General features: G+C 66.3%; 24 protein-coding genes and 1 pseudogene. 18 read left to right on the forward strand and 7 right to left on the reverse strand.

All coding sequences use genetic code 11. The features are described 5' to 3' along the window. Positions 1–37 precede the first annotated feature (37 nt). From ACNQS7_RS31085 to ACNQS7_RS31130, 10 genes are all read left to right on the forward strand, one after another. Positions 38–1,009, forward strand: a complete 972-nt coding sequence (locus ACNQS7_RS31085) for a hydrogenase (RefSeq protein ID WP_055580998.1) — start codon at positions 38–40, stop codon at positions 1,007–1,009. Positions 1,010–1,060: 51 nt separating this feature from the next. Then, entirely contained in the window at positions 1,061–2,668 is a 1,608-nt protein-coding gene (locus ACNQS7_RS31090; RefSeq protein ID WP_418015578.1) for a nickel-dependent hydrogenase large subunit, read from the forward strand. Positions 2,669–2,745: 77 nt separating this feature from the next. Then, a complete protein-coding gene (locus tag ACNQS7_RS31095) occupies positions 2,746–3,525 on the forward strand; it encodes a hydrogenase maturation protease (protein WP_418016219.1) in 780 nt (259 codons plus the stop codon). A gap of 5 nt (positions 3,526–3,530) precedes the next feature. Beyond that, positions 3,531–3,806 (forward strand): hypothetical protein, encoded by a 276-nt coding sequence (locus tag ACNQS7_RS31100; RefSeq protein WP_055581090.1) that lies wholly within the window; start codon positions 3,531–3,533, stop codon positions 3,804–3,806. Then, a complete protein-coding gene (locus ACNQS7_RS31105; protein ID WP_418015579.1) occupies positions 3,803–5,053 on the forward strand; it encodes a hypothetical protein in 1,251 nt (416 codons plus the stop codon). The genes ACNQS7_RS31100 and ACNQS7_RS31105 overlap by 4 nt, the downstream gene beginning before the upstream one ends. Then, entirely contained in the window at positions 5,050–5,919 is an 870-nt protein-coding gene (locus ACNQS7_RS31110; protein ID WP_418015580.1) for a NifU family protein, read from the forward strand. The genes ACNQS7_RS31105 and ACNQS7_RS31110 overlap by 4 nt, the downstream gene beginning before the upstream one ends. Further along, entirely contained in the window at positions 5,916–7,094 is a 1,179-nt protein-coding gene (locus tag ACNQS7_RS31115; RefSeq protein ID WP_418015581.1) for an NHL repeat-containing protein, read from the forward strand. The genes ACNQS7_RS31110 and ACNQS7_RS31115 overlap by 4 nt, the downstream gene beginning before the upstream one ends. Continuing rightward, a complete protein-coding gene (locus ACNQS7_RS31120) occupies positions 7,091–7,933 on the forward strand; it encodes a hypothetical protein (protein ID WP_418015582.1) in 843 nt (280 codons plus the stop codon). Before ACNQS7_RS31115 ends, ACNQS7_RS31120 begins: the two co-directional genes overlap by 4 nt. A gap of 194 nt (positions 7,934–8,127) precedes the next feature. Continuing rightward, positions 8,128–9,984 (forward strand): NADH-quinone oxidoreductase subunit L, encoded by a 1,857-nt coding sequence (nuoL, locus tag ACNQS7_RS31125; protein ID WP_418016220.1) that lies wholly within the window; start codon positions 8,128–8,130, stop codon positions 9,982–9,984. Beyond that, positions 9,981–11,432 (forward strand): NADH-quinone oxidoreductase subunit M, encoded by a 1,452-nt coding sequence (locus ACNQS7_RS31130; protein WP_418015583.1) that lies wholly within the window; start codon positions 9,981–9,983, stop codon positions 11,430–11,432. The genes nuoL and ACNQS7_RS31130 overlap by 4 nt, the downstream gene beginning before the upstream one ends. A 164-nt stretch (positions 11,433–11,596) precedes the next feature. Here ACNQS7_RS31130 and ACNQS7_RS31135 read toward each other — a convergent pair whose 3' ends face one another. Both ACNQS7_RS31135 and ACNQS7_RS31140 read right to left on the reverse strand, forming a co-directional pair. After that, the gene (locus tag ACNQS7_RS31135; protein WP_418015584.1) at positions 11,597–12,484 is read right to left on the reverse strand and encodes a phosphoribulokinase; all 888 of its coding nucleotides are present in this window, start codon (positions 12,482–12,484) and stop codon (positions 11,597–11,599) included. Positions 12,485–12,503: 19 nt separating this feature from the next. Further along, on the reverse strand, positions 12,504–13,577 hold the full coding sequence (locus ACNQS7_RS31140) for a class 1 fructose-bisphosphatase (protein WP_418015585.1): 1,074 nt from the start codon (positions 13,575–13,577) through the stop codon (positions 12,504–12,506). Between the two features lie 145 nt (positions 13,578–13,722). Between ACNQS7_RS31140 and ACNQS7_RS31145 the strand changes: the two genes are divergently transcribed. Then, complete coding sequence (locus ACNQS7_RS31145) at positions 13,723–14,115, forward strand: response regulator (protein ID WP_418015586.1); 393 nt, start codon at positions 13,723–13,725, stop codon at positions 14,113–14,115. Here ACNQS7_RS31145 and ACNQS7_RS31150 read toward each other — a convergent pair. Next, positions 14,087–14,884: pseudogene (locus tag ACNQS7_RS31150) on the reverse strand (HAD-IIA family hydrolase); the annotation flags it as partial. The gene ACNQS7_RS31145 and the pseudogene ACNQS7_RS31150 overlap by 29 nt on opposite strands. Before the next feature lie 187 nt (positions 14,885–15,071). Then, complete coding sequence (locus tag ACNQS7_RS31155; protein ID WP_418016221.1) at positions 15,072–15,725, reverse strand: TetR/AcrR family transcriptional regulator; 654 nt, start codon at positions 15,723–15,725, stop codon at positions 15,072–15,074. Between the two features lie 74 nt (positions 15,726–15,799). On the opposite strand from ACNQS7_RS31155, the gene ACNQS7_RS31160 reads away from it, so the two are divergent. From ACNQS7_RS31160 to ACNQS7_RS31170, 3 genes are all read left to right on the forward strand, one after another. After that, complete coding sequence (locus ACNQS7_RS31160) at positions 15,800–16,891, forward strand: methyltransferase (protein ID WP_418015587.1); 1,092 nt, start codon at positions 15,800–15,802, stop codon at positions 16,889–16,891. Between the two features lie 325 nt (positions 16,892–17,216). Then, positions 17,217–19,154 carry a molecular chaperone HtpG gene (gene htpG, locus ACNQS7_RS31165; RefSeq protein WP_418015588.1) on the forward strand — a complete coding sequence of 646 codons (1,938 nt, stop codon included), beginning with the start codon at positions 17,217–17,219 and terminating at the stop codon, positions 19,152–19,154. A 139-nt stretch (positions 19,155–19,293) separates the two neighbouring features. After that, complete coding sequence (locus ACNQS7_RS31170) at positions 19,294–19,509, forward strand: hypothetical protein (RefSeq protein ID WP_418015589.1); 216 nt, start codon at positions 19,294–19,296, stop codon at positions 19,507–19,509. Between the two features lies 1 nt (position 19,510). Here ACNQS7_RS31170 and ACNQS7_RS31175 read toward each other — a convergent pair whose 3' ends face one another. After that, positions 19,511–20,479, reverse strand: coding sequence for an aldo/keto reductase (locus ACNQS7_RS31175; protein ID WP_418015590.1), 969 nt, complete (start codon positions 20,477–20,479; stop codon positions 19,511–19,513). A gap of 78 nt (positions 20,480–20,557) precedes the next feature. On the opposite strand from ACNQS7_RS31175, the gene ACNQS7_RS31180 reads away from it, so the two are divergent. From ACNQS7_RS31180 to ACNQS7_RS31190, 3 genes are all read left to right on the forward strand, one after another. After that, positions 20,558–21,073, forward strand: a complete 516-nt coding sequence (locus ACNQS7_RS31180; RefSeq protein WP_418015591.1) for a VOC family protein — start codon at positions 20,558–20,560, stop codon at positions 21,071–21,073. After that, the gene (locus ACNQS7_RS31185; protein ID WP_418015592.1) at positions 21,070–21,852 is read left to right on the forward strand and encodes an MBL fold metallo-hydrolase; all 783 of its coding nucleotides are present in this window, start codon (positions 21,070–21,072) and stop codon (positions 21,850–21,852) included. Before ACNQS7_RS31180 ends, ACNQS7_RS31185 begins: the two co-directional genes overlap by 4 nt. A gap of 91 nt (positions 21,853–21,943) precedes the next feature. Beyond that, complete coding sequence (locus ACNQS7_RS31190) at positions 21,944–22,714, forward strand: SDR family oxidoreductase (RefSeq protein WP_418016222.1); 771 nt, start codon at positions 21,944–21,946, stop codon at positions 22,712–22,714. Here the strand turns inward: ACNQS7_RS31190 and ACNQS7_RS31195 are convergent. Beyond that, a complete protein-coding gene (locus ACNQS7_RS31195; RefSeq protein WP_418015593.1) occupies positions 22,711–23,220 on the reverse strand; it encodes a hypothetical protein in 510 nt (169 codons plus the stop codon). The two genes, ACNQS7_RS31190 and ACNQS7_RS31195, sit on opposite strands and share 4 nt — an antisense overlap. 26 nt (positions 23,221–23,246) lie before the next feature. Beyond that, a complete protein-coding gene (locus ACNQS7_RS31200; protein ID WP_418015594.1) occupies positions 23,247–23,855 on the reverse strand; it encodes a PaaI family thioesterase in 609 nt (202 codons plus the stop codon). A gap of 149 nt (positions 23,856–24,004) precedes the next feature. On the opposite strand from ACNQS7_RS31200, the gene ACNQS7_RS31205 reads away from it, so the two are divergent. Beyond that, a complete protein-coding gene (locus tag ACNQS7_RS31205) occupies positions 24,005–24,616 on the forward strand; it encodes a helix-turn-helix transcriptional regulator (protein ID WP_418016223.1) in 612 nt (203 codons plus the stop codon). Positions 24,617–24,626: the final 10 nt, after the last annotated feature.

Consider the following 24,626-nt stretch of genomic DNA (forward strand, 5'->3'; position numbering starts at 1 on the left):
TGGTCGCGCCCTCGGCCGCAATTCGAGAGGAGTTCCTATGGCTTCCGTTTTATGGTTTCAGGGCGGGGCGTGTAGCGGCAATACCATGTCATTCCTCAATGCCGAAGAGCCCAATGTCGTCGATCTGATCGTCGATTTCGGGCTCGATCTGTTATGGCACCCGTCGCTGGGCCTCGAACTCGGGAAGAACGCTCAGAAGGTGTTCTGGGACTGCGCCAAAGGCGAGCGTCCGCTGGACATCTTCGTGTTCGAGGGCACCGTCATCGAGGCGCCCAACGGCACCGGCCGGATGGACATGTTCGCCGACCGCGCGATGAAGGACTGGGTCACCGACCTGGCCGCTGCGGCCCAGATCGTGGTGGCCATCGGTGACTGCGCCTGCTTCGGCGGCATCCCGGCTATGGAACCCAACCCGTCGGCGTCGACCGGCCTGCAGTTCCACAAGCGGGAGAAGGGCGGGTTCCTGGGCCCGGACTTCCGGTCCAAGATGGGCCTGCCGGTGATCAACATCCCGGGCTGCCCCGCCCACCCGGACTGGATCACCCAGATCATCGTCGCGCTGGCCACCGGCCGGGCCGGTGACATCACCCTCGACGAACTCCACCGGCCCGAGACGTTCTTCAAGACGTTCACCCAAACCGGTTGCACCCGAGTGCAGTTCTTCGAGTACAAGCAGTCGACGATGTCGTTCGGGGAGGGCACCCGCACCGGTTGCCTGTTCTACGAGTTCGGTTGCCGGGGCCCGATGACCCACTCGCCGTGCAACCGCATCCTGTGGAACCGCCAGTCCTCGAAGACCCGTGCCGGCATGCCCTGCCTGGGCTGCACCGAACCGGAATTCCCGCACTTCGACCTGGCGCCGGGAACCGTGTTCAAGACCCAGAAGGTCAGCGGCATGATCCCCAAGGAAGTGCCGGAGGGCTCGGACCACCTCACCTACATGGCACACGCCGCGGCCGCCCGGATCGCCGCCCCGCAATGGTCCAAGGAAGACATGTTCGTGGTCTGACGACCGGCACGCCAACAGCCCTGGTAGTGCACACAATTCATTGGAGGATTCATGACCGCGCTCGACCTGTATGTCAGCCCGCTGGGCCGTGTCGAGGGAGACCTCGACGTCCGCGTCACCGTCGAAGACGGCGTCGTCACCTCGGCCTGGACCGAGGCGGCGATGTTCCGCGGCTTCGAAATAATCCTGCGGGGCAAGGACCCGCAGGCCGGCCTCATCGTGTGTCCGCGCATCTGCGGCATCTGCGGCGGCAGCCACCTGTACAAATCCGCGTACGCGCTGGACACCGCGTGGCGAACGCACATGCCGCCCAACGCAACCCTGGTGCGCAACATCTGCCAGGCATGCGAGACGCTGCAGTCCATTCCGCGCTACTTCTACGCGCTGTTCGCCATCGACCTGACCAACAAGAACTACGCCAAGTCCAAGTTGTACGACGAGGCGGTACGCCGCTTCGCTCCCTATGTGGGAACGAGTTACCAACCGGGCGTGGTGCTTTCGAACAAGCCAGTCGAGGTGTACGCGATCTTCGGCGGCCAGTGGCCCCACTCCAGCTTCATGGTGCCCGGCGGAGTGATGTGCGCGCCAACGCTTTCCGACGTCACCCGCTCCATCTCGATCCTCGAGCACTGGAAGGACAACTGGCTGGAGGCCCGCTGGCTGGGTTGCAGCATCGACCGCTGGCTGGAGAACAAGACCTGGGAGGACGTGCTGGCCTGGGTGGACGAGAACGAGTCGCAGTACAACAGCGACTGCGGCTTCTTCATCCGCTACTGCCTGGACGTCGGCCTGGACAAGTACGGCGCCGGCGTTGGCAACTACATCTCCACCGGCACCTACTTCGACCCGGCGCTGTACGAGAACCCCACCATCGCCGGGCGCAACGACGCGCTGATCGGCCGGTCCGGCGTGTACGCCAAAGGTCAGTGGTACGAGTTCGACCAGGCCAACGTCCGCGAGGACGTCACGCACTCGTTCTACGAGGGCAGCCGGCCGCTGCACCCGTTCGAAGGCGAAACCATCCCGATCGACCCCGAACAGGGTCGCAAGCAAGGCAAGTACAGCTGGGCCAAGTCGCCCCGCTACGCCGTCGGCGACCTGGGCAACATCCCGCTGGAAGCCGGTCCGTTGGCACGCCGGATGGCCGCCGGCGGGCCCAACGCAGCCGCGCACCAGGACAATGACCCGCTGTTCGTGGACATCCTCAACAAGATCGGTCCGAGCGTCCTGACCCGCCAACTCGCCCGCATGCACGAAGGGCCGAAGTACTACAAGTGGACCCGCGAGTGGCTGGACCAGCTGAACCTCAAGGAGAGCTTCTACTCCAAGCCCGTCGAGCACGCCGAAGGCATGGGCTTCGGTTCCACCGAGGCCGCCCGCGGCGCGTTGTCGGACTGGATTGTGCTGGAAGACAACAAGATCAAGAACTACCAGGTGGTTACACCGACGGCGTGGAACATCGGGCCGCGGGACAGCTCGCAGGTGCTCGGCCCGATCGAGAGTGCTCTGGTGGGCTCGCCGATCGTCGACCCGGAGGACCCGGTCGAACTCGGTCACGTGGCGCGCAGCTTCGACTCGTGCCTGGTCTGCACCGTGCACGCGTATGACGGCAAGACGGGACGGGAACTGTCCAAGTTCGTCATCAACGGGATGGTGTGATCCTGACTGCTTACGACTGCGGACTGGGCGCCCCCGACGACACCCAGGACCTGGCCCCGCCCGGGTGCGAGGTCCTGGTGGTCGGCTGCGGGAACCTGCTGCGCGGTGACGACGGCGTCGGGCCGGTGCTGGTCCGGCACTTGTGGGACCGCGGGGTTCCGGACGGGGCGAAGCTGGTCGACGGCGGCACCGCGGGCATGGATGTGGCATTCCAGATGCGCGGCGCCCGGCGGGTGGTGATCGTGGACGCCGCGGCCACCGGCTCGGCGCCCGGCACCGTCTTCAAGGTACCCGGCGAGGAACTGGCGGACCTGCCGCCCCTGCAGGGCCTGCACACCCACTCGTTCCGGTGGGATCACGCCATCGCCTTCGCCCGCTGGGCGCTGGGCGACGACTGTCCGACCGACATATCCGTCTACCTGATCGAGGTCGCCGGCGTGGAACTCGGCGCCGAGCTGTCCGAATCAGTGGAGGCGGCAATGGAACTCGTCATCGACCGGATCGAGGCCGAGTATCTCGCCGACCTGCGGCCGGTACCCGACACGTCCGTCACCGTCGAGTTCACCGCCGACGGCTACCTGCGTCTGGACGCGTCGCTGGCCGCCAGCCGGTTTCCGTCCGACGCGGTGGTCGCCGTGGTCCGCGACGGTGATCTCTGGTTGATCCCGTTGCGGGGCCCGCGCAGCGGCGGATTGCTGCTCAAACAGCGCAACCCCGTCGGCGACCGCTCGGTGCTCATCCGCGAAGTGATCGACGGCAGGGTCGGCGTGACTGGTGCATTCTGGGACGATGCACAGAAGTCGCTGCGGATTCCCCTGGGTGAAGAACTGCGGGACGCGCCGGAGCCGCCGGGGTGATTCTGATGGCTGAGCGTCCGACCGTCGGGGGGCAACAGGAGGAGCCGGAGCGCCCGCCGACGGTGGTGCGCGCCGACAGCGCAGCCGACGAGGCGCTGGACGTTCAGACCGTAGTCGTGGAAGAAGACGGCCGGTGGGCCGTGGAGATCGTCGTGGTGTTCGCCGACGGCGTGGTTCGCCGGCGCATCGACACCCACCACACCAAGCGGCGCGCCGAGATATCGGCGAGCCTGATCAAGCGCGCCGCCGAGCGCAATATCCGAGGACCGATCAATGGATGAACGCCATGACCACAGCGCCTGAACTGACCCGGGGAGCGCTCGCTACCCGGCCGCAACCGCTCGGCGCCTTCCCGCTACCGCTGGGCTATCTCCTGGTCCCGCCGGGTGCCGACGATGTGCGAGCAGCACTGCTGGACGGTAATGAGCCGGAGGTATGGCCGGAAGACCTTCGCGCGCTTGAACTTGCGCATGCCGGCGCCGTCGACGCCGCACTGGAAATGCTCACCGACGACGATCCCGTCACCCGCTACAACCGGTTCGTGCTGCGCCCCGAGGGCGTCGACACCGATACGTTGCGCGCCGACCTGGGGGAGTTCGGTGTACTGGTCGACCTGGTGCTGTTCACCGTCGGGCACCGGGACACCCCGCCCGACGCCGACGGGACCACCGGTGAACTGGCCGCCGTCACCCTGTCCGCGCAGGCGAGTCAGGCACTGGCCGAGGCCAATCCGCTCAAGGCCCGGGCCCTGCTGGAGCGCGCCGCGGAGGCCGCCGCGACGGTGTCGCGGTGTCTGGAGGGCACGATGATCGCGGCGGCCGGATCGATCTGCCGCGACCTCCACGACCCGGCGGCCCAACAGCATTTCGAGCGCGCCCTGCGGTTCCTCGACGGAGCCGAGGGCCTGCGCGTCGCGCGGGCCGAGCTGCACCTCACCGTCGCTGGGATGATTCACGAACGCGCCCAGGACAATCCGGGCCTGCTCGCCCAGGCGATTCCGCATTACCACTCCACGCTGCAGTTGGTGCTGCGGGAAGAGGCGCCGCTGCTGTGGGCCTCCGCGCACGCCAACCTCGCGACCGCCTACCTCACCATGCCGATGGTGGAGGCCTCCGGACAGCTGCGCCTCGGAGTGGCGGCACAATCGCTGCGCTCCGCCCTGAAGGTCTACACCCGCGAGGAGTATCCGGAACAGTGGGCCAGCGTTCAATTGAATCTGGCCAACTCCCTTGTCTACACACCGTCGAAACACCAGGCCGAAAACCTGATGGAGGCAGTGGAACTCTACGAAGGCGTGCTGGCCGCACGGGGCCGGGAGACGGACCCGATGGGCCGGGCCAGGGTGCTGGCCAACCAGGGCAACGCGCTGGCTCACCTGGGAATCTTCGACCAGGCAAAGGCCAAGCTGTACGAGGCCCGATTCCTGTTCGAGGAGCAGCAGGACGACGACTCCGTGCGGGCCGTGCGCGGCGTGCTGGACGAGATCGCCCGACAGGTCGCGCTGTCGCGCACCGGGGACGCACGATGACCACCGTGTTCGAGCCCGGTCTGGAGGAACTGGCCAAACGGGTCGACGACGCGGTCGCGGCTCTGGCCGACCTCGACCCCAAAGCCCGCGCCGTCGCCGAGGAGCTGAAGTCCGCGCTGGAAGCGGTGCACCGCGCCGGTCTGGTGACCATCGTGCGCCGGATGCGTGAGGACGACGGCGCGCGGGCGGTGCTGTTCGAGTTGGTGGACGACCCGGTGGTGCACCTGCTGCTGTCGTTGCACGAGATCATCCGGCCGGACCCGGTCACCCACGCCAACCGGGTGCTGGTCGGCGTGCGCCCCCAATTGCAAAGCCACGGAGGCGATGTCACCCTGGTCCGGGTCGAGGACGGTACGGCCTACGTGCGGCTGGAAGGGGCCTGCAACGGCTGCTCGATGTCGTCGGTGACGCTGCGCAACCTGGTGCAGGAGGCGCTGGTCGAGGGCGTCCCGTCGATCACCGCCGTCGAAGTGCTGCCCAATGAGCCGTCACCGACGCTGATCCCGCTGGAGGCGCTGCGCATCGGTCCGTCCCGGGACGGCTGGGCCAGGCTGGGACCGGCCGCGGACGTGGCCGACGGCGACCTGACCGTGCGCAGCCTGACCACCGACGCCGGCGAGAGCGCGGACGTCCTGGTGATCAGCGTCGACCGGCGGCTGTCGGCCTACCGCAACGAATGTGCCCATGAGGCAATGCCGTTGAACAACGCGATCCTCGACCTGGACAACGGCACCCTCACCTGCCCGTGGCACGGCTTCTGCTACGACGCCTCTTCGGGTGAATGCCTCAGCGCGCCCGGAGCGCAACTCGAGCAATTGCCGCTGCGGATCGACAACGGAGACGTCTGGGTCCGAGTGGGCGGATGAGCCGCTACACCGTCCGGCACAACATCGCCGCACTACCACCGCGCGTCGACCCCGTCGCCACCACCGACCTCACCGGCGGGTGGTCACCGGAGGTGTGGCTGGGCGCACCCGCACCCGGCGGCCTGAGCCTCCCGGCGGCCAAACCCACGATGGCGTGGATGTATTCACCGCGCGGTGTGTTCCTGGGCGACGAGCACCTGGTGGTCGCGGACTCCGGTAATCACCGCGTACTGATCTGGCACGGAATCCCCTCCGACGACGAGCAACCGGCCGACGTCGTGCTGGGACAACCGGACGGCGAGACCGAAGGCCGCGCCGCCGGCGGCCGGGGACCCGAACGCGGCATGAACCTGCCCACCGGCGTGCTGGTGCACGACGGGCGGCTCATCGTCGCCGACGCCTGGCACCATCGAATCCTGATTTGGAGCAACGTCCCGCAGGCCAACGACATCGCGCCGGACGTCATCCTCGGGCAAGCCGACGCGTCCGCCGTGGAGCCCAATGCCGGCGCCGAATGCTCTGCCTCGTCCTTCTACTGGCCGTTCGGCATCGCGATCATTGGCGACACCTTCTGGGTCGCCGACACCGGCAACCGGCGGGTCCTCGGCTGGCGCAACGGGATTCCGTCTCCGGGCCGGCCGGCCGACGTGGTGCTGGGCCAGCCGAGTGCGTTCCACCGCGAGGAGAACAGGGGAGCGGTGCCCGGTCCCGCCAGCTTCCGCTGGCCGCATGACATCGCGGGACGCGAGGATCTGCTGCTGATCGCGGACGCCGGAAACCACCGCATCCTGGGGTGGTCGCCCGCACCCGACATAGACCGCCCCGCCGACATCCTGCTTGGGCAACCGGATTTCGCCAGTGCGGAGGAATGGCCGTACGGTCCGCACACCGGCGACCGGTTCCGGTTCCCCTACGCCATCGGCCTGGCCGACGACCGCCTGGCCGTCGCCGACACGGCCAACAACCGAATCCTGTTGTGGGACGGGGTTCCAGATGATGGTCGTGCGGCCGATCACGTTCTCGCCCAGCCGGGATTCGGCGCTAACGGTGAGAACCGCTGGACGTCGGTACAGCGCGACACGCTGTGCTGGCCCTACGGTCTGTCATTGCACGGTGACCGGCTGGCGATCGCGGACTCCGGCAACAACCGCGTCGTGATCTGGCGGCGACGGTGAGACCGCGAATCGTCCAGTCCGACGGCCAGATCGGGTTCTTCTGGGCCACTCCGGCCGGTAGGCGCACGTCCCTGCAGTCCTTGGTGGCCCTGGAAGACCAAGCCGACGAGCCCGACCGGCTGGTCGCCACCCACCTGGAAGCTCTCGATGACGCGTTGATCATCGCCGCGGAGCGGTTCGGCGAAATACTCGGTGGCGGAAGAGGTCCCGCGAACGCTGACGAGCGCGACGATCTGGTCGACTTACACCGCACCCTGGACCGGCTGTGTTTCGAGTACGCCGCGGCCATCGAGTCGACCGGTGCGGCGCCGGACCTGCGGGCCGGAAAGATCATCGGGACGGCCGCCCTGTTCTCCATTTGTGCCCGCCAGCCGCTCGGCCTGTTGGGCCCGGCACCCCTTGACGGCCAACTCGACGAGCCGACCCTGGGCGTGGTGGGCGGATTCGGCGAGCTACAGCAGGTGGATCCGGACCGTCCCTGGCTGGGTGGCCGGTGGGTGGTGCGAACGGAAGCGGGACAACGTTTTCCGCTGACGCTGTCGATGCTCATGTTCGACAGCTCGGGGGTGAACAAGGATGCCGCCCGCAAAGAGCATCTGGAAGCCTTGCGGTCGGTCGTCGCGTCGGCGCAGCGCGCGGAGGCCGACCCGCTGGCCGTCACCTGTGCGGTGGACTGGCTGCTCTACGACTGGCTGATGGCGCACCGCGACGGACCGGACAGCGCCGAAATCGTGTTCCCGAAGGGCCATGAAGCCGACGCCGGCGTCGTGGTGTCGGCGGCCGCCGCCTCGGTGGCGGCACGGGCGACGTTCGACCCGGGCTTGGTGGGACTGGGCTGACCCGTACCCCATTCACCTTGCAATCCCCCCGATTCGGGGTGAAGACGATCCATCGCATCGCGCAAGCTATCCGGTGTGAACTTCTCCGTTGTGATCATGGTCGTGGTGGCCATCGCCGGCGCGTACGGGTGTGAGGTGCTGGTCGAGTTGGCCATCGCCGTCTTCGCCAAACTGAGGGACTGAGCGCGGTGGCCGTGTGGTGGTTGATCGCGCTGCCGCTGACCGGTGCGGCGGTGCTGTTGCTGGGTGGTCGACGTGTCGACGCGTGGGGACATCTGCTGGCATGTGCAATGGTCGCGGGCTCTTTCTGCTGCGGTGCAATACTTTTCGCCGACCTGTCACAGTGCCCGGTGCCGGACCGGGTCATCCACGAAACGCTGTTCACCTGGGTGCCCTCGCTGCGGGTCGACTTCGGGCTGCAACTCGACGCCCTGAGCGGGTGTTTCGTGTTGTTGATCACCGGTGTGGGCGCATTGATCCACGTGTACTCGATCGGCTATATGCGCGAGGACCCCGGTCGCCGTCGTTTCTTCGGTTACCTCAACCTGTTCGTGGCCGCGATGCTGCTGCTGGTGCTGGCCGACAACTACCTCGGGTTGTACTTCGGCTGGGAGGGCGTGGGTTTGGCGTCCTATCTGCTGATCGGCTTTTGGTCGCACAAGCCCGCGGCCGCGACCGCGGCCAAGAAGGCTTTCATCGTCAACCGGGTGGGCGACGTCGGACTGGCGCTGGCCCTGATGATCATGTTTACCCAACTCGGAACACTCTCGTACGCCGGGGCTTTCGCCCGTGCACCGGGAGCGTCCGAGGCGACGGTGACCGCGATCGGATTGGCCCTGTTGCTGGCCGCCTGCGGCAAGAGCGCGCAGGTGCCCCTGCAGTCCTGGCTCGGCGACGCGATGGAGGGTCCCACCCCGGTCAGCGCGCTGATCCACGCGGCCACCATGGTCACCGCCGGGGTGTATCTGATCGTGCGTTCCGGCCCGTTGTTCAATCAGTCGTCCACCGCACGGACGGCGGTGGTGGTCGTCGGGGCGGTCACCCTGCTGGTCGGAGCAATCATCGGCTGCGCCAAGGACGACATCAAGAAGGCCCTGGCCGCATCAACCATGTCGCAGATCGGTTACATGGTGCTGGCCGCCGGCCTGGGGCCGGCGGGATATGCGGTGGCGATCATGCACCTGTTGACGCACGGGTTCTTCAAAGCCGGACTGTTCCTGGGGGCCGGATCGGTGATGCACGGCATGAACGACGAGACCGACATGCGCCGCTACGGCGGTCTGCGCACGGCCATGCCGATCACGTTCGCGACCTTCGGCCTCGGCTATCTGGCGATCATCGGGGTGCCGCCATTCGCCGGCTTCTTCTCCAAAGACGCCGTCATCGAAGCCGCCTTCGCAACCCATTGGGCGCTCGGCGCGGTGACACTGGTCGGCGCCGGCATCACCGCGTTCTACATGACCCGGGTTATGGTGATGACCTTCTTCGGTGAAAAGCGTTGGCAGCCCGGCGCTCATCCGCACGAAGCCCCGGCCGTGATGACCGCGCCGATGCTGGTCCTGGCCCTCGGTTCGCTGGGCGGCGGGGCGGCACTGGGTGGCACCTTGCCACGCTGGTTGCAGCCCGTGACCAACCCCGCCGACGCCGCGGAGCAACATCACGCCATGTCCGCAGGGGCGCTTACCGCGCTGACCCTGACCGTGGTGGGCGCCGGCATCCTGGTCGCCGTCCGTAATTACGTCGCCAGGCCGGTGCGGAGGACCGCTTCGGAATGGGCCTCGGGCGCGGTGATCGCCGCTCGCCAGGACCTGTTTGGCGACAGCGTCAACGAGGCGGCGTTCATGCGGCCGGGCCTGCGCCTGTCCCGGGCGATGGTCGGCGTGGACCGGGCGGGCATCGACGGTGTCGTGGAGGGCGTAGCCCGGCTGATCGGTACGGCCTCGACCGGTGTCCGGCGGATGCAGACCGGGTTCGCCCGGTCGTACGCGTTGACGGTCTTCTTCGGAGCGGCCGCGTTGCTGCTGAGTGTCGCGTTGGTGGGTTCGGCATGATCCTGACCGCATTATGGCTGGCGCCGCTGGCCGGAGCGATGATGGTGGCGGCGGTGCCCGTCGGCCGGCCGCTGGCTGCCAAGTGCACCGCCCTCGGTGTCTCGGCCGGGGTGCTGGTGATCGTGGGCGTGCTGGTGGCGGGTTTCGATCCGGCGGACCCGCAGTACCAGTTCGTCGAAAATCAGTCTTGGATAAGGTCATTCGGCGCCGGCTACACCGTCGGGATCGACGGCGTCGCACTGGTGCTCATCTTGCTGACCACTGTCCTGATGCCCCTGCTGCTGCTTGCCGGCTGGAATGACGCCGGGCGGCCCAGCGGCTACCTGGCGCTGATGCTGGTCGTCGAGTCGATGATGCTGGTCGCCCTGGTGGCGCTGGATGTGCTGCTGTTCTTCGTGTTCTTCGAGGCCATGCTGATTCCGATGTACTTCCTCATCGGCCGGTACGGAGCTGCCGGGGCGCCGCGGGCGGCACTGAAGTTCCTGCTGTACAACCTGTCCGGTGGACTGTTGATGCTGGTCGCGCTCATCGGTCTGAATCTCATCTTCGGAACGTTCGATTCGCGTGTGATCGTGGCCGGGATGTCGTCGGGCAAGGTCGCGGCTGACCCGGATCTCATGCATCTACTGTTTCTCGGGTTCCTGCTCGCTTTCGCCGTCAAGGCGCCGCTGTGGCCGCTGCATACCTGGCTACCCGCGGTGGCCGCGGAGTCGACACCGGTGACCGCGGTGCTGATGATGGCCGTCGTCGACAAGATCGGCACGTTCGGGATGCTGCGCTACTGCGTGCGCCTCTTCCCAGACAGCGCGATCCTGTTCCGGCCGTTCGTGATCGCGCTGGCCGTGGTCGGAATCATCTACGGCGCTCTGGTGGCGATCGGGCAGAGCGACATCATGCGCGTGATCGCCTACACCTCGATAAGCCATTTCGGCTTCATCGTGCTGGGTATCTTTGCGATGACGAGCCAAGGGCAGTCCGGCGCCACCCTCTACATGGTCAATCACGGGCTGGCCACCGCCGCGCTGTTCCTCATCGCCGGGTTCCTGGTGTCGCGCAGGGGAACCCGGCTGATCGCCGACTATGGCGGGGTGCAGCAGGTCGCGCCGGTGCTGGCCGGGACTTTCCTGGTCGCCGGCATGGCGTCGCTGGCGCTGCCCGGCCTGGCGCCGTTCGTCAGCGAATTATTGGTGTTGATAGGCACTTTCAGCCGCTATCCGGTTGTCGCCGTGCTGGCGGCGACCGGACTGGTCCTGTCCGCGGTCTACATTCTGTGGCTCTACCAGCGGATCATGACGGGTCCCCGGAGAGACGCGGTGCGCGACCTGGTGCCCCGGGAGCTCAGTGTCGTGGTGCCGTTGCTGGCGATGCTAATCGTGCTGGGCGTGTACCCGAAGCCGGCGCTGGACGTGATCGACCCGGCGATCGCACACGCGGTCGCCGGCAAGTAGCCGCATAGTCACATCCGTCACTTCAGTATCGGAAATGCGAGGCACAAAGCCGTCAGGAATGTGATATCGCATGCGTCATCACATTTCGGAGCAGAGTGGGTCGAATCTGGCAGGGGCGGCTGTGACTGATGAGACTGACAGCGCCGCGCCGACCCCCGGCAGCGCTAGCGCGACGCCGCCAACAGCGCCCGGCGACGCTCCAGCAGCCGCAACACCATCGGGGTGAAGATCAGCTGCATGGCCAGATCCATCTTGCCGCCCGGGCACACGATGGTGTTGGGCCGGGACATGAACGAATCATGGAGCATGGCAAGTAGATACGGAAAATCGATACCGTGGGGGTCGCGGAAACGGATGATCAGCATCGATTCGTCCGCAGTCGGGATGGACCGGGCGATGAACGGATTCGACGTGTCCACCACCGGCACCCGCTGAAAGTTGACGTCGGTGTGCGAGAACTGGGTGCACATGTAGTTCACGTAGTCCGGCATCCGGCGCAGGATCGTGTCGGTCACCGCCTCAGAGGTGTAGCCGCGGGACACCTTGTCGCGGTGCAACTTCTGGATCCACTCCAGGTTGATCACCGGCACCACGCCGATCCGCAGGTCGGCATGCGCGGCGACATCGACCTCGTCGGTGACGATCGCGCCGTGCAGTCCCTCATAGAACAACATGTCGGTGTCCTCGGGGATCTCTTCCCACGGGGTGAAGGTGCCGGGCTGCTGCCCGAACGGCTCGGCTTCCTTCTCGTCGTGCAGGTACCGGCGGACCTTGCCGGTTCCGGTCTCACCGTAGGTCGCGAACAGGTCCTGCAACTCCTCGAACAGATTCGACTCCGGTCCGAAGTGGCTGAAGGTATGGTCGCCGCGGGCATGCGCGTCGGCGATCGCCGCCTTCATCGCCACCCGGTCATAGCGGTGAAAGCTGTCGCCCTCGACGAACGCCACATTGATGTCTTCCCGGCGGAAGATCTGGTCGAAAGTCCTCATGACGGAGGTGGTTCCGGCTCCCGAAGAGCCGGTGACGGAAATGATCGGGTGCAGGCGTGACATGTGCTGTCCTCCTTCCGGCTCAGCCGGCCACGACGCGGTACAGGCCCCGCACGCCGTACAGCGGCGAGCTGGAGGGCCGGACATAGTCTTTGCGGTGGTATTCCTCGATCAGCTCGACCTCGTCGGCCGCGCCGAAGATCAACGGCACCCGTTGATGCAATCCGGTGGGAACCACGTCCATCAGTCGCGCACGGCCCGTGCTGGCCAGGCCGCCGGCCTGCTCGACCAGAAACGCGATGGGGTTGGCCTCATACAGCAGTCGCAGGCGTCCGGGCCTGGCCGGGTCCTTGGCGTCGCGTGGGTAAAGGAACACTCCGCCGCGGGTCAGGATCCGGTGTGTCTCGGCGACCAGCGATGCGACCCAGCGCATGTTGAAGTCCTTACCGCGCGGCCCCGTGCGGCCCGCCAGGCATTCGTCGATGTAGCGCTGCACCGCCGGCTCCCAGAACCGCCGGTTCGAGGCGTTGATCGCGAATTCGCCCGTGCTACGGGGAATCCGGATGTTCGGGCGGGTCAGAATGAATTCGCCGAGCGCCGGGTCCAACGTGAACGCGTGCACGCCGGTGCCCACCGTGAGCACCAGCATGGTCGACGGGCCGTAGATCGCATAACCCGCACATACCTGCTGTGAGCCGGGTTGCAGAAAGTCCTCCGCAGCCGGGTCGGCACCTGGCTCGGGAGCGCGCAGAATTGAAAAGATGCTTCCCACTGAAACATTCACATCGATGTTGGATGAACCATCGAGCGGGTCGAAGATCAGCAGGTATTTTCCGCGCGGGTACTGCGTCGGCAGCAGATAGGGCTCGGCAAGCTCTTCGGAGGCCATCCCGGCCACCTGCCCGCCCCATTCGGTGGCCCGCAGGAAATAGTCGTTGGCCAGTACGTCGAGCTTCTGCTGCACCTCGCCCTGCACGTTCACCACGTCAGCGGCGCCCAGCACGCCCCCGAGCTCCCCCTGGGCTACCCGGGTCGAGATGGCCTTGCAGGCCAGGGCGACGTCGAGGATCAACGAGTTCAGTTCGCCGCTGGCATCGGGGTGACGCCGTCTTTCCTCGATGAGAAACTTCACCAGCGTCGTGTGGTGGGTGAGCATGCGCGATACCTCCAACAGGCAGCAGAAGACCTGCTCACATGGTCTGGCCCGGCCGCCCACGGTCCATCCCCCTGTCGGGTGGTCCGCCGGGGGTATCCGCGCGCGTGCACTGCGGAACACACCGAGCTGCCTTACTGTCACTCCCGTGACCGTGCGCGCCGTGGTGTATAGCGACGACAACAGCCTGTGCCGCTACGTCGCCGGTTCTCTCGGCAGCACCACGCGTCTGGAATTCGTGGACTCGTATCCGGCGCTGCTGGCGCGCATGACCCTCGGTGGCGTTGCCCTGGTGATCCTCGACGGAGACGCCACACCGGCCGGCGGCGTCGATGTCGCTCGGCAACTCAAGGACCGGATCGGGGACTGCCCACCGATCCTGCTGGTGGTAGCCCGCGCCGCCGACGCGTGGCTTGCCCTGATGTCGAGAGCCGACGCGACGATCGGGCCGGGACGCGACCCGCTCGCACTGGCCGCAGCTGTCAGCCGATTGACGACGCGCCCAGGCACTCGACCCGCAACGAGTCGCTGTCGGCGTTGATTCCGCTGAGGTCCGCCGCGACGTAGGTCGGCCGGTACGCCGGTGGTGCGGCTGAAGCCTCGGCGGCCGTCGTCACTCCACTGAGCACGAGCAGGCTGGGCAGCCCGGCTGAGTTGGCGCCGGCGATGTCGGTGTCCAGCCGGTCGCCGACGACCAACGGCCGGTGAAAGTCGCCCCGCGACAGCGCGTTCCGGAAGATCGGTGCATACGGTTTCCCGACGACGCGCGGAGTCCGGCCGGTAGCCGCACGCAACGCCGCGATCAGCGAGCCGTTTCCGGGGACGAGGCCTCGCTCGGAGGGCAACGTGAGATCGGGGTTGGTCGCCACCCAGGGGGTGCCCGCGCGGATCGCCAGCGCCGCCTCGGCAAGGTCACCCCAGCAGATGTCCGGAGAAAACCCCTGCACGACGGCGACCGGTTGATCGGTCCACCGTCGCACGGGTCGCAGGCCGACCCCGGCCACCTCGGCGGCCAACGCCTCCGACCCGACGACCAGAACCGCCGCGCCGGAATTCAATTCGTTGCCCAAGGCCTCCGCGGCGCACTGGCCACTGGTGATGACGTCGTCAGCGTTAGCGGCAAACCCCAACCGGCACAGATGATCTGCGACCTGGACAGCGCTGCGCGATGCGTTATTGGTGAGAAACAACGTGCGAGAGACAGCGCCGGAGAGTGCCTCAACGGCACCGGCGATCGGTCGCGAACCCCGGAACAGCGTGCCGTCCAGGTCGAGCAGCAGGCAGTCGTGCAACGTTGCCAGGGCAGCCATTAAAGTCCTCGTGATGCTGTGAGTCGCGGTGCGCCGGACTGGCAGGCGCCCGGATGATGTCGGAGACCCTACGGCAGATCCGCTGCGAGGCAGACCCCCAATTGGGGGAACGGCCGGGGACCATGCCCCGGGTAGGTGGGCTTCGCGCCGCGGCGTGGGTGCCGACCGCGGAGGCTGTCTGAGAAACCTACTCCGACAGCAGTTCCGGCCTCAGCAACAGGCGGGCCAGGGCGTCGGCCAGCCACTTCTCGTACTGGTCCGGTGACCGTCCCAGATCAACGGTAAACAGGGAAAACAGGTATGGCGCCATGATGGTGACCAGAATGTCGGCAGCGTCGTCTTTGGTCAGGCTCGGGCGCAGCGCCGGCCCCAGTTGCTCCACCCATGACGCGCAGTCAGCGCGTATCTCGTGAGTCACCCTCATGCGCAGTTCGTCCAGGCCCGCCTGCACCATCACCTGTATCAACGGTGCCACCCGTTCGTGCAACTGCCGGGCGAAGTGCGCGGCGGTCGCGAAGAACATGCGCTGCGGCTCGCTGGACATATCGGCGAGCAGCGGCGCACGATCAACCAACGATTCGGGCCCGTAATCACCCAGGACTGCGACGTCGATCGCCTTCGAGAGCACACCGGCCTTCGATCCGAATGCCGCGTAGACCGTCTGCGGCGAGACGCCCGCAGCTTGCGCAATCTGGTCGATAGACGTCGCGGCGAAGCCCTTTTCCACGAAGAGAGCCGTCCCCGCCGCGACGATCCGGCGTTGACGAGCCTCGGCATCGGCCTGCCGACGGCTGTTGTCATATGTTCGCCGCGATTCGCGTTCAGACGTTGACACCCGCATCCTAACTTCCATATAGTCGACTATATTCAATGTAGTTAACTCTCGCTAAATGTTACTACAGGAGGTTGAGCGCCATGCAGCCCGCGCGCGTACCACCGGTTCGGGTGGTGAAAATGGTTGACCGCCTGCGGCATAGCGTCTATCGCTTACATCAGCGACTCGCTCCACCGCCCGTCGTGATGATGGAGCTCATTCTTGCGGGTTGGACGTCGCAGGCGATAGAAGCGGCCGCCGAATTGGGTATCGCGGACGCGCTCGCGGCGGGGCCGCTGCAGCCCGGCGATCTTGCGGCAAAGGTCGGTGCCGACTCCGATGCGGTAAGCCGACTTCTGCGGGCGCTGGAAAGTCGTGGCATCTTTCGTCGGCACCCAGGTGGCGCCTATGGCCTCACGCCTCTCGCGGACACGCTGCGGACCGACGCTACGGGTTCGATGGTGGCGGCAGCGAAGTTCTACGGATCGCCGCAGCATCGCGAGCACTGGAGCATGCTTGCGGAGTCCATCAGAACAGGCAGGGCGAGCATTCCACGCCTTCGCGGCAAGGAATTCTTCGACTACCTCGGCGACGATCCCTACCTGGCGGAGCTTTTCAACGGTGCCATGACAAGTGTTTCGGAGATGGCGGAGTCACCCGTGGTCGCCGCCTATGACTTCACCCCATACCCCACGATCATGGATGTCGGCGGCGGACACGGCCGCCTGCTGGCCGCGATCCTGGCGGCGGCGCCGACCGCCCGCGGTGTGCTGCTGGAAATCCCCGAAGTCGCCGCCGGGGCGCCACCACTGTTGCGAAAACTGGGTGTGGCAGACCGGGTTCGCATCGAGCCGGGGTCGTTCTTCGATGGCATCCCCGCGGGGGCCAACCTGTACGTCCTGAAGAACATCATTCACGACTGGCCCGATGAGAAGGCTGAAGCGATCTTGCACAACCTCCGTACGGCGGGCGGTGTGGACTGCACCGTCGTCCTGGTCGAACTCGTGATACCGGAGCACAACCGCGACTTCGTCGGCAAGTGGGTTGATCTCGAGATGCTCTTGGGTATGGATGGCAGCCGCGAACGCACCGCGGAGGAGTACGGGACCTTGCTGGCGAGGGCCGGATTCAGGATGACGCGGGTGATCCCCACCGCGTCGCCGTTCAGTCTGGTCGAGGCCAAGGCCTGCTGACGGGCGTGGACGCCGGCGGTCGCTCTCGCACGCGTGTACGGATTCGTCGTCGCGTGCCGAAGCCGAGTCGGGTTATCGCTACCTGGCTGACGCCGTCGACAGCCTCAGCTGTGTCTTAGACCCCCCGCCGACCCCACTAACCGTTGCCGTCGAGCCTTCGGCGCCGTTGCCGGGTGGCCGGACCTTCGCCGAAGAGCCCCGCGGCAGACCGAGATGGTGCTTTCTTCGAGCTCCGTTGACCCCCGCCGCGCGCGCCGAAAGCGTCTCGCTAAATTCAGGACCGGTTACCCATTGACGGGCCGAGTACGTCGCAGGAGGAAATCTCATGAACGCGCAGGTCGAGCAGCTGGAATTCCAGGCAGAAGCCCGGCAACTGCTGGATTTGATGGTCCATTCGGTCTACTCCAACAAGGACTCGTTCCTGCGGGAGCTGATCTCCAACGCCTCCGACGCGCTGGACAAGCTGCGCATCGAGGCGCTCCGCAACAAAGAGCTCGAGGTGGACACGTCCGACCTGCACATCGAACTCGAGATCGACAAGGAAGCCAGAACGCTCACCATCCGCGACAACGGGATCGGCATGACGCGCGCCGAGGTGGTGGATCTGATTGGGACGCTGGCCAAGTCAGGCACCGCGGAGTTGCGCAAACAACTCAAGGACGCCAAGGACGCTCAAGCGTCCGAGGAACTCATCGGCCAGTTCGGCATCGGCTTCTACTCGTCGTTCATGGTGGCCGACAAGGTCGAACTGCTGACCCACAAGGCCGGCGAGAGTGAAGCCACCAGGTGGGAATCCAGCGGCGAGGGGACCTACACGATCGAAGCGGTCGAGGGTGCCCCGCAGGGCACGTCGGTCACCCTGCATCTCAAGCCCGAGGACGCCGAGGACGAACTGCACGACTACACCTCGGAGTGGAAGCTCAAGAGCCTGGTCAAGCAGTATTCGGACTTCATCGCGTGGCCGATCCGCATGGAGGTGGAGCGACACATCCAGGTCCCGGTAGAAGAAGGCTCCGAGGAGACCAACGAAGAGGTCGTCGTCGAGACCGAAACCCTCAACTCGATGAAGGCCCTGTGGGCCAGGCCGAAGGACGAGGTCTCCGAGGAGGAGTACAAGGAGTTCTACAAGCACATCGCGCATGCCTGGGATGACCCGCTCGAGGTCATTGCGATGAAGGCCGAAGGCACCTTCGAGTACCAGGCGCTGCTGTTTCTCCCGTCGCAGGCGCCCTTCGACCTGTTCAACCAGGACGCCAAAATCGGCGTGCAGCTCTACGTCAAGCGCGTCTTCATCATGGCCGACTGCGAAGAGCTGATGCCGGTCTATCTGCGCTTCGTCAAGGGTGTCGTCGACGCACAAGACTTGTCACTCAACGTTTCCCGCGAGATCTTGCAGAAAGACCGGCAGATCAACGCGATCCGCCGGCGGCTGACCAAGAAGGTCTTGTCGACGATCAAGGAGATCCAGTCGGAGCGGCCGGACGATTACCGCACCTTCTGGACACAGTTCGGCAAGGTCCTCAAGGAGGGCCTCATGTCGGACTTCGACAATCAGGAAGCCCTGTTGTCCATCTCCTCGTTCGCCTCCACCCACAGCCAGGAGGAACCCACCACGCTGGCCCAGTACGTCGAACGGATGAAGGAAGGCCAGACGCAGATCTTCTACGCCACGGGTGCTTCGCGTCAGCTCCTGGAGAAGTCGCCGCACCTGGAGGCGTTCAAGGCCAAGGGTTACGAGGTGCTGCTGCTCACCGACCCGGTCGACGAGGTCTGGGTGGGCGTGGTCAACGAGTTCGATGGCAAGCAGTTGCAGTCGGTGGCCAAGGGTGAAGTGGACCTGGACTCCGACGAAGAGACCTCAGAGGCGGAGCGCGAAGAGCAGCAGAAAGAGTTCGCCGACCTGTTGACCTGGCTCAAGGAGACGCTGAGCGAGCACGTCAAGGAGGTGCGGTTGTCCACCCGGCTGACCGACTCGCCGGCCTGCCTGATCACCGATGCCTTCGGCATCACCCCCGCGCTCGCCCGCCTGTACCAGGCGTCCGGGCAGGACGTTCCGGCCGGCAAACGGACCCTGGAACTCAATCCGAACCACCCGCTGGTCACCAGCCTGCGGCAGGCGCATGCCGACCGCCCCGACGACACGTCGGTCGCCGAGACGGCCGAATTGCTCTACGGCATAGCCCTACTGGCCGAGGGTGGGTCGCTGGACGACCCGGCGCGCTTTGCCGGGCTGTTGGCCGACCGGCTGACGCGTACCGTTTAGGTCGCCGGCACGCCTGCGCCGCCAAACTGACGCTGCGCACACGGGCCGCGGCGTGTCGTGTGCGCACGTTCAGTGTCGCTGGGCGGATCAGGTTCGCGATCGGCGATTGAAAGCAGGCCGGAACGGATATCCGCGATTCATGACTGTGTTTCGGGCCATCGATCCGCACGGTGCGATCGTCGCGACCAAGGATTTCGACAGTGCCGAGGACGCGCACCGGTGGTTTGCTGATGCGGTTTCCGGCCGCTATCAGCTGGGGTGGCGCATGGAGGTCTGCGACGACGGGCAGTGGGCCGGCTTCGACGACACCGGCGGCTTCACCGCCCCGTTGAGCCGGCGGCGCGTCTCCAGCTGACCTATCGGCCGAGTTTCTCGCGTACCAGGTCGGTGAGGAAGCGTCCCGTGGACGCCGGCTTGAACGCGCGCGCCGCGGCGGTGAGCGCGTCGCGCGACTCGGAGGGCAGCTCGACCTCTGCGGCTGCCACGTTGAACTCCAACTGCTCCACGCTGGACGCGCCGGGAATGGCGACCACACCCGGCAGACTGATCAGCCAGGCCAGCGCCACCTGCGCGGGTTGGGCGCCGACACCGGCCGCGACGTCCCGCAGCGTTTGCAGCAGCGGTTCGATGCGTCGCAGGTTCTCGGTGCCGAACAGCGGGTTGACCGCGCGAACGCCGCCCGGACGATTGTCGACGCCGTACTTGCCGCCCAGCAGGCCCTGCGCCAGCGGGCTGTAGGCGATCACGATGCGGTTCTCGCGCTCGGCGAAGGGAACCATGTGGTCGAGCGCGCGAGGATGAGCCAGCGAGAAGTGAACCTGATTACTGATGACCGGGCGACCGAGCGCTTCGTCGGCTTGTTGCCACCGGGAGAGTGAGTAATTGGAGACTCCGGCGGCGCCGATCTTGCCCTCGTCGAGCAGATCACGCATACCGGGCATGATCACCGAGTCCGGGACCACCGGATTGGGCTGGTGGACCTGGTACAGGGGAATGCGCTCCAGTTGCAGACGCCGCGCGCTGGCACGTTCGCGCTGCTTGATGATCGCCGGGAACGGCGCGACCGGGAAGATCTTGCTGGCGACCGCCACCTCGGCGCGCTCATCGCCCAGCGCTTCTCCCAGGATCCGTTCGCTCTTGCCCAGGCCGTACACCTCGGCGGTATCGAACAGGGTGACGCCGAGGGCGCGGGCGCGCTGCACGATGTCGCGCGCGGCTCCGGAGGCGTAGTTGTCCCCGTAACCCCACTCGCGCGAGCCGAACTGCCACGTGCCCAGTCCGATGCGACTGACCTGGCCGACACCCTCGACCTGAACGTATTTCATAGGCCCACCGTATACGGGCCCTGCCCGGCGTGCGGTCGTGGTAGAACTTCGTGGGTCGACCCGACGAAGGGGAAGCCCGTGAGCCGAATATTCGGCAGTATCAACCAGCTTGGTTATGTGGTGCGTGACATCCAGGCCGCCATGGACCGCTGGATTCGGCACGGCGTGGGTCCGTGGTTCTACATCGAGAACGTCATGCCGGAGTACTTCCGGTATCGCGGAACGGATTCCGACCTGAGAATGAGTGTGGCCCTGGCCAACTCGGGGGACCTACAGCTGGAACTGATCCAGCAACGCAACGACGCGCCGTCGATGTACAAGGACTTTCTCGCCTCCGGCCGGGAGGGGGCCCAACACATCGCCTACTGGACCACCGACTACCAGGCCCTGTACGACCGTGTCCTGACGGCCGGCTACGCGGTGGGCCAGGAAGGCGACATCGGCGGCCGGTTCGCCTACCTGGACACCGAGCAGGAGCAGGGCACCGTCATCGAGATCAGTGACATCAGCGGGCCCAAGGGTCACCTGTTCGCCTACATCCGTGAGGTGGCCACCGAATGGGATGGCGCAGAACCGATCCGGGTGCTCGGATGAAAATTCACCATCTCAACTGCGGCACCATGAACACGCCAGGGGCCCGCATGGTGTGCCACGTTCTGCTGCTGGAGCTGGACAACGCACTTGCCTTGGTGGACACCGGATTCGGCGTGCAGGACTGCCGCGATCCCGCTCGGGTCGGGCTGTTTCGCCATGCCATCCGGCCGGTCTTTCAGATGAGCGAAACGGCGACAAACCAGATCAAGGAACTCGGCTTCCGGCCGTCCGACGTACGTCATATTGTGTTGACCCACTTCGATTTCGACCACATCGGCGGGCTCGCGGATTTTCCCGACGCGCACGTGCACGTGACGGCGGCCGAGGCGCGTGGCGCCGTGCACGCCCCTTCGCTACGCGAACGGCTCCGGTACCGCAGTGTGCAATGGGCGCACGGGCCCAAGCTGGTCGAGCACGACGCGACGGGCGAGTCGTGGCGCGGGTTCGCCTGCGCCACACCCCTCGACGCGATCGGCGAAGGTGTGGTGCTGGTGCCCATGCCGGGGCACACCCGCGGGCACGCCGCGGTGGCCGTTCAAGCCGGTGAGCAGTCGGTGCTGCACTGCGGGGACGCCTTCTACCATTCCGGCACTCTGGACCGGTCGGGTGTGCCGTTCATGCTGCGCACCTACGAATCGATGTTCGCCTTCAATCGCAGGCAACTGCGCGACAACCAGGAGCGGCTGGCCGAACTCTACGAGCGCGGTGAACCCGGGTTGACCATCGTGTGCGCGCACGATCCCGGACTGTTCGAGCAGGCTCGCCGCTGGGGCCGTTGAACAACGGCATGCTCCATAAACGGTAACCCCGTTCTCATCGGGTTCAGCTGGTGTGACATGCTCGGCGGCGGAGGTCGCTATGGCAAGAACAGTGGTGATTGGAGCCTCGAGCGGGCTGGGACGCTGCATCAGTGTCGGCTTGGCCCGGCGCGGAGACCAGGTTGCGCTGCTTGCCCGGCGTCGCGAGCGGATCGAGGCTGCCGCGCAGGAAGCGGGACCGGGCGCGTTCGCCATCGAGTGCGACGTCACCGACCAGTCGTCGGCCCGGTCCGGCATCGACGCGGCCGCCGAAGCGCTGGGCGGTATCGACAACCTGGTGTATGCACCCGCGATCAGTCCGCTGGTCCCGCTGGCCGAGACCGATGCCCAGACCTGGCGGCGCATCTTCGACACGAACGTCATCGGGGCGTCGCTGGCGACGGCGGCGGCCCTGTCGCACCTGACGGAGTCTGCCGGCAAGGTGATCTATCTGTCGTCCGACGCCGGTACGTTCGGGCCGCCCTGGCCCGGTCTGGGCGCCTACGGGGTCAGCAAGGCGGCGCTGGAACGGCTGGTCGAGGCGTGGCGGGCCGAGCATCCCGGCATCGGCTTCACCAACCTGATCGTCGGCGAGTGCGCGGGCGGCGAAGGCGACGCGCAGACGGGGATGAACGCCGGGTGGGACCGCGACCTGGCGATGCAGGCCTATCCGCTGTGGGTGTCGCGCGGCTGCATGCCGGGCAAGCTGATGCCGGTTGAGGACCTAGTCGAGGTGGTCCACACCATCCTGCGCACCAGCGCTTCGACGTCGATGCCGGTCGTGGTCGCCCGAGGTGCGCCCGCCGCCGCAGCAGCGGTGCTCGAGTACGGTAAGCGGCCTTAACTCCCCGGACCGACCACGAAGCAGCGGCCGCTGCTGCTGTCGAACAGCACTTCGGCGACGGTGGACTTGTCGATCGCCGGGAACTCGAATCGGTGCACCTGCTGGCCGGCTTCGATTGCGGCGACCTGGGTTTCGGTGCTGCCGTCCTTTTTACGGACCACCGCGGTGACCTTGTCCGGCGTCGACATGTTCTGCGGCTCATGGAAATACCAGACCTCGATGCCGGTGCCCGATGAGATGGCCTGCCAACCGTCGGAGTAGAAGCACGCCGGGTTCCCGTCGGCGTCCGGCGGCGGTGGCGGGCAGATGGAGAGCCCGACGCAGTCCGGTGCGCTGGTTGTGGTGGTGGACGGTGGTGTCGGCGCGGCGGGCTTGGTGGCGGACACCATGGGAGTGGCCGGCTTGGCGGAGGTGCCGGAGGAGGCCGCCGGTGCGGCGTGCGGAGATCCGCACGCCGTCAAACAGCAGATTGCGAGGACGGCGAGCAGCCCGATCATCTTCGTCATCGACGGATCATAGGGCCGCCGCCCGCTCACCCGCTCGGATTCCGCGGATGAATGAAGATGCCCTCGGCGGACACCATGACCCCCGCGGCGCCGCTGATCTGACCGACCGCGAACGTCTTGACGCCCTCCACCCGGTCCACCCACGCGTCCGCCCGCAACGGCTCCAGCAGCGGGGTTCGTTGGTGGTACCGCAACGTCAACGTTCCGGTGTAGGCGGGCCGACCGGGCTGGTGCGCGGTGGCTCCGAGTATGTGATCGAGGATCATCGCCGAGACACCGCCGTGCACGTGCGCGGGTGGGCCTTCGAACGCGGCGCCGAGGGTGAACTCCGTCCACGCCGATCCATCGTCCTCGTGGTGGATGATCAGCGGGGGAGCCGACGGATTGCGAACGCCGACAACGGCATTGCCTGAGGCAATACCCTGACCGTCGTCGATTCCACGTTGGGCGAACGTTCCGGGCATCAATTCGGCGCTGAGTTCCGCTGTGACGCTGTCGATCTTGGCGGCCGCGGCGGCAACGACCTCGTGGTCAACTTCGGTGCGTATGGTCGCGTCGATCAACCGTCGCACCGAGGCCGCCAGCGACTCGTACACCGGCAACGAATCAGTCATCGACTCAAACGAATCCACCATGTCCGTCACCCTAGAGCAGTCATCGATGTCCCATTGAGCGGTCCGTCGTCAGGCAACGCCGACCTGCGGGTTGTTAATCTGGCGGCGTGAACGCGTCCAGCGACAAGGTGAAGTCGGCACTCGCTGCCACCAGTTGGGCGTTGCTCGGAATGATGTCCTACGAAGAGGAAGTCTCCGGCTACGACCTCAAGAAATGGATCGACTGGAGCGTCGACCTCTACTACTGGAGTCCGTCCTACAGCCAGATCTACACCGAGCTGAAGAAGTTGGAGGGCCTCGGGCTGGTGACCTCGCGCGTGGAACGCGACGAAGGCACCCGCAGCCGCCGGCTCTACCGGATCTCCGAGGCCGGCATGGCCGCCATCATCGACTGGACCAACAACGCGCCCTTGGATCCGCCGGTGCTCAAGCACAGCATGCTGTTGCGGATCACCTTCGGCCATCTCAGCAACCCCGGCCGGCTCAAGGAACTTCTGCAGGAGTACGTGGCATACGTCGAGGCCCGGCACCGCAAGGCCGTGGAGGACGCCGAGGGTGCCGAGGCCGAGCCGGGCTGGGCGTACTCGGTGATCGCCCTGCGTTGGGCCGCAAAGCACTACGCCGCCGAGCGGGAGTTCGCCCTGGAGCTGATGAAAGAGATCGACGAGACCGATGCGATCCTTGCGAAGGCCGGCAAGGGCAGTTTCGGCAAGCCGCGCCCCGCCCCGGGTTACTGGCGTGAGGTGGAGAGGCAGATCGAGGCCAAACGCACGACCGAGTGACTAGCTCGCC

It is taken from the genome of Mycobacterium sp. 23 (assembly GCF_048287075.1).
GTDB classification, from domain to species: domain Bacteria; phylum Actinomycetota; class Actinomycetes; order Mycobacteriales; family Mycobacteriaceae; genus Mycobacterium; species Mycobacterium gordonae_B.

Coding starts and splice junctions, on each gene's coding strand:
- ACNQS7_RS31115 (WP_418015581.1), top strand. CDS start 5,916: ATGAGCCGCTACACCGTCCGGCACAACATCGCCGCACTACCACCGCGC.
- ACNQS7_RS31160 (WP_418015587.1), top strand. CDS start 15,800: ATGCAGCCCGCGCGCGTACCACCGGTTCGGGTGGTGAAAATGGTTGAC.
- ACNQS7_RS31110 (WP_418015580.1), top strand. CDS start 5,050: ATGACCACCGTGTTCGAGCCCGGTCTGGAGGAACTGGCCAAACGGGTC.
- ACNQS7_RS31195 (WP_418015593.1), bottom strand. CDS start 23,220: ATGACGAAGATGATCGGGCTGCTCGCCGTCCTCGCAATCTGCTGTTTG.
- ACNQS7_RS31170 (WP_418015589.1), top strand. CDS start 19,294: ATGACTGTGTTTCGGGCCATCGATCCGCACGGTGCGATCGTCGCGACC.
- ACNQS7_RS31105 (WP_418015579.1), top strand. CDS start 3,803: ATGAACGCCATGACCACAGCGCCTGAACTGACCCGGGGAGCGCTCGCT.
- ACNQS7_RS31185 (WP_418015592.1), top strand. CDS start 21,070: ATGAAAATTCACCATCTCAACTGCGGCACCATGAACACGCCAGGGGCC.
- ACNQS7_RS31100 (WP_055581090.1), top strand. CDS start 3,531: ATGGCTGAGCGTCCGACCGTCGGGGGGCAACAGGAGGAGCCGGAGCGC.
- ACNQS7_RS31175 (WP_418015590.1), bottom strand. CDS start 20,479: ATGAAATACGTTCAGGTCGAGGGTGTCGGCCAGGTCAGTCGCATCGGA.
- ACNQS7_RS31205 (WP_418016223.1), top strand. CDS start 24,005: ATGATGTCCTACGAAGAGGAAGTCTCCGGCTACGACCTCAAGAAATGG.
- ACNQS7_RS31135 (WP_418015584.1), bottom strand. CDS start 12,484: ATGTCACGCCTGCACCCGATCATTTCCGTCACCGGCTCTTCGGGAGCC.
- ACNQS7_RS31140 (WP_418015585.1), bottom strand. CDS start 13,577: ATGCTCACCCACCACACGACGCTGGTGAAGTTTCTCATCGAGGAAAGA.
- ACNQS7_RS31085 (WP_055580998.1), top strand. CDS start 38: ATGGCTTCCGTTTTATGGTTTCAGGGCGGGGCGTGTAGCGGCAATACC.
- ACNQS7_RS31090 (WP_418015578.1), top strand. CDS start 1,061: ATGACCGCGCTCGACCTGTATGTCAGCCCGCTGGGCCGTGTCGAGGGA.
- ACNQS7_RS31155 (WP_418016221.1), bottom strand. CDS start 15,725: ATGCGGGTGTCAACGTCTGAACGCGAATCGCGGCGAACATATGACAAC.
- ACNQS7_RS31130 (WP_418015583.1), top strand. CDS start 9,981: ATGATCCTGACCGCATTATGGCTGGCGCCGCTGGCCGGAGCGATGATG.
- ACNQS7_RS31200 (WP_418015594.1), bottom strand. CDS start 23,855: ATGGTGGATTCGTTTGAGTCGATGACTGATTCGTTGCCGGTGTACGAG.
- htpG (WP_418015588.1), top strand. CDS start 17,217: ATGAACGCGCAGGTCGAGCAGCTGGAATTCCAGGCAGAAGCCCGGCAA.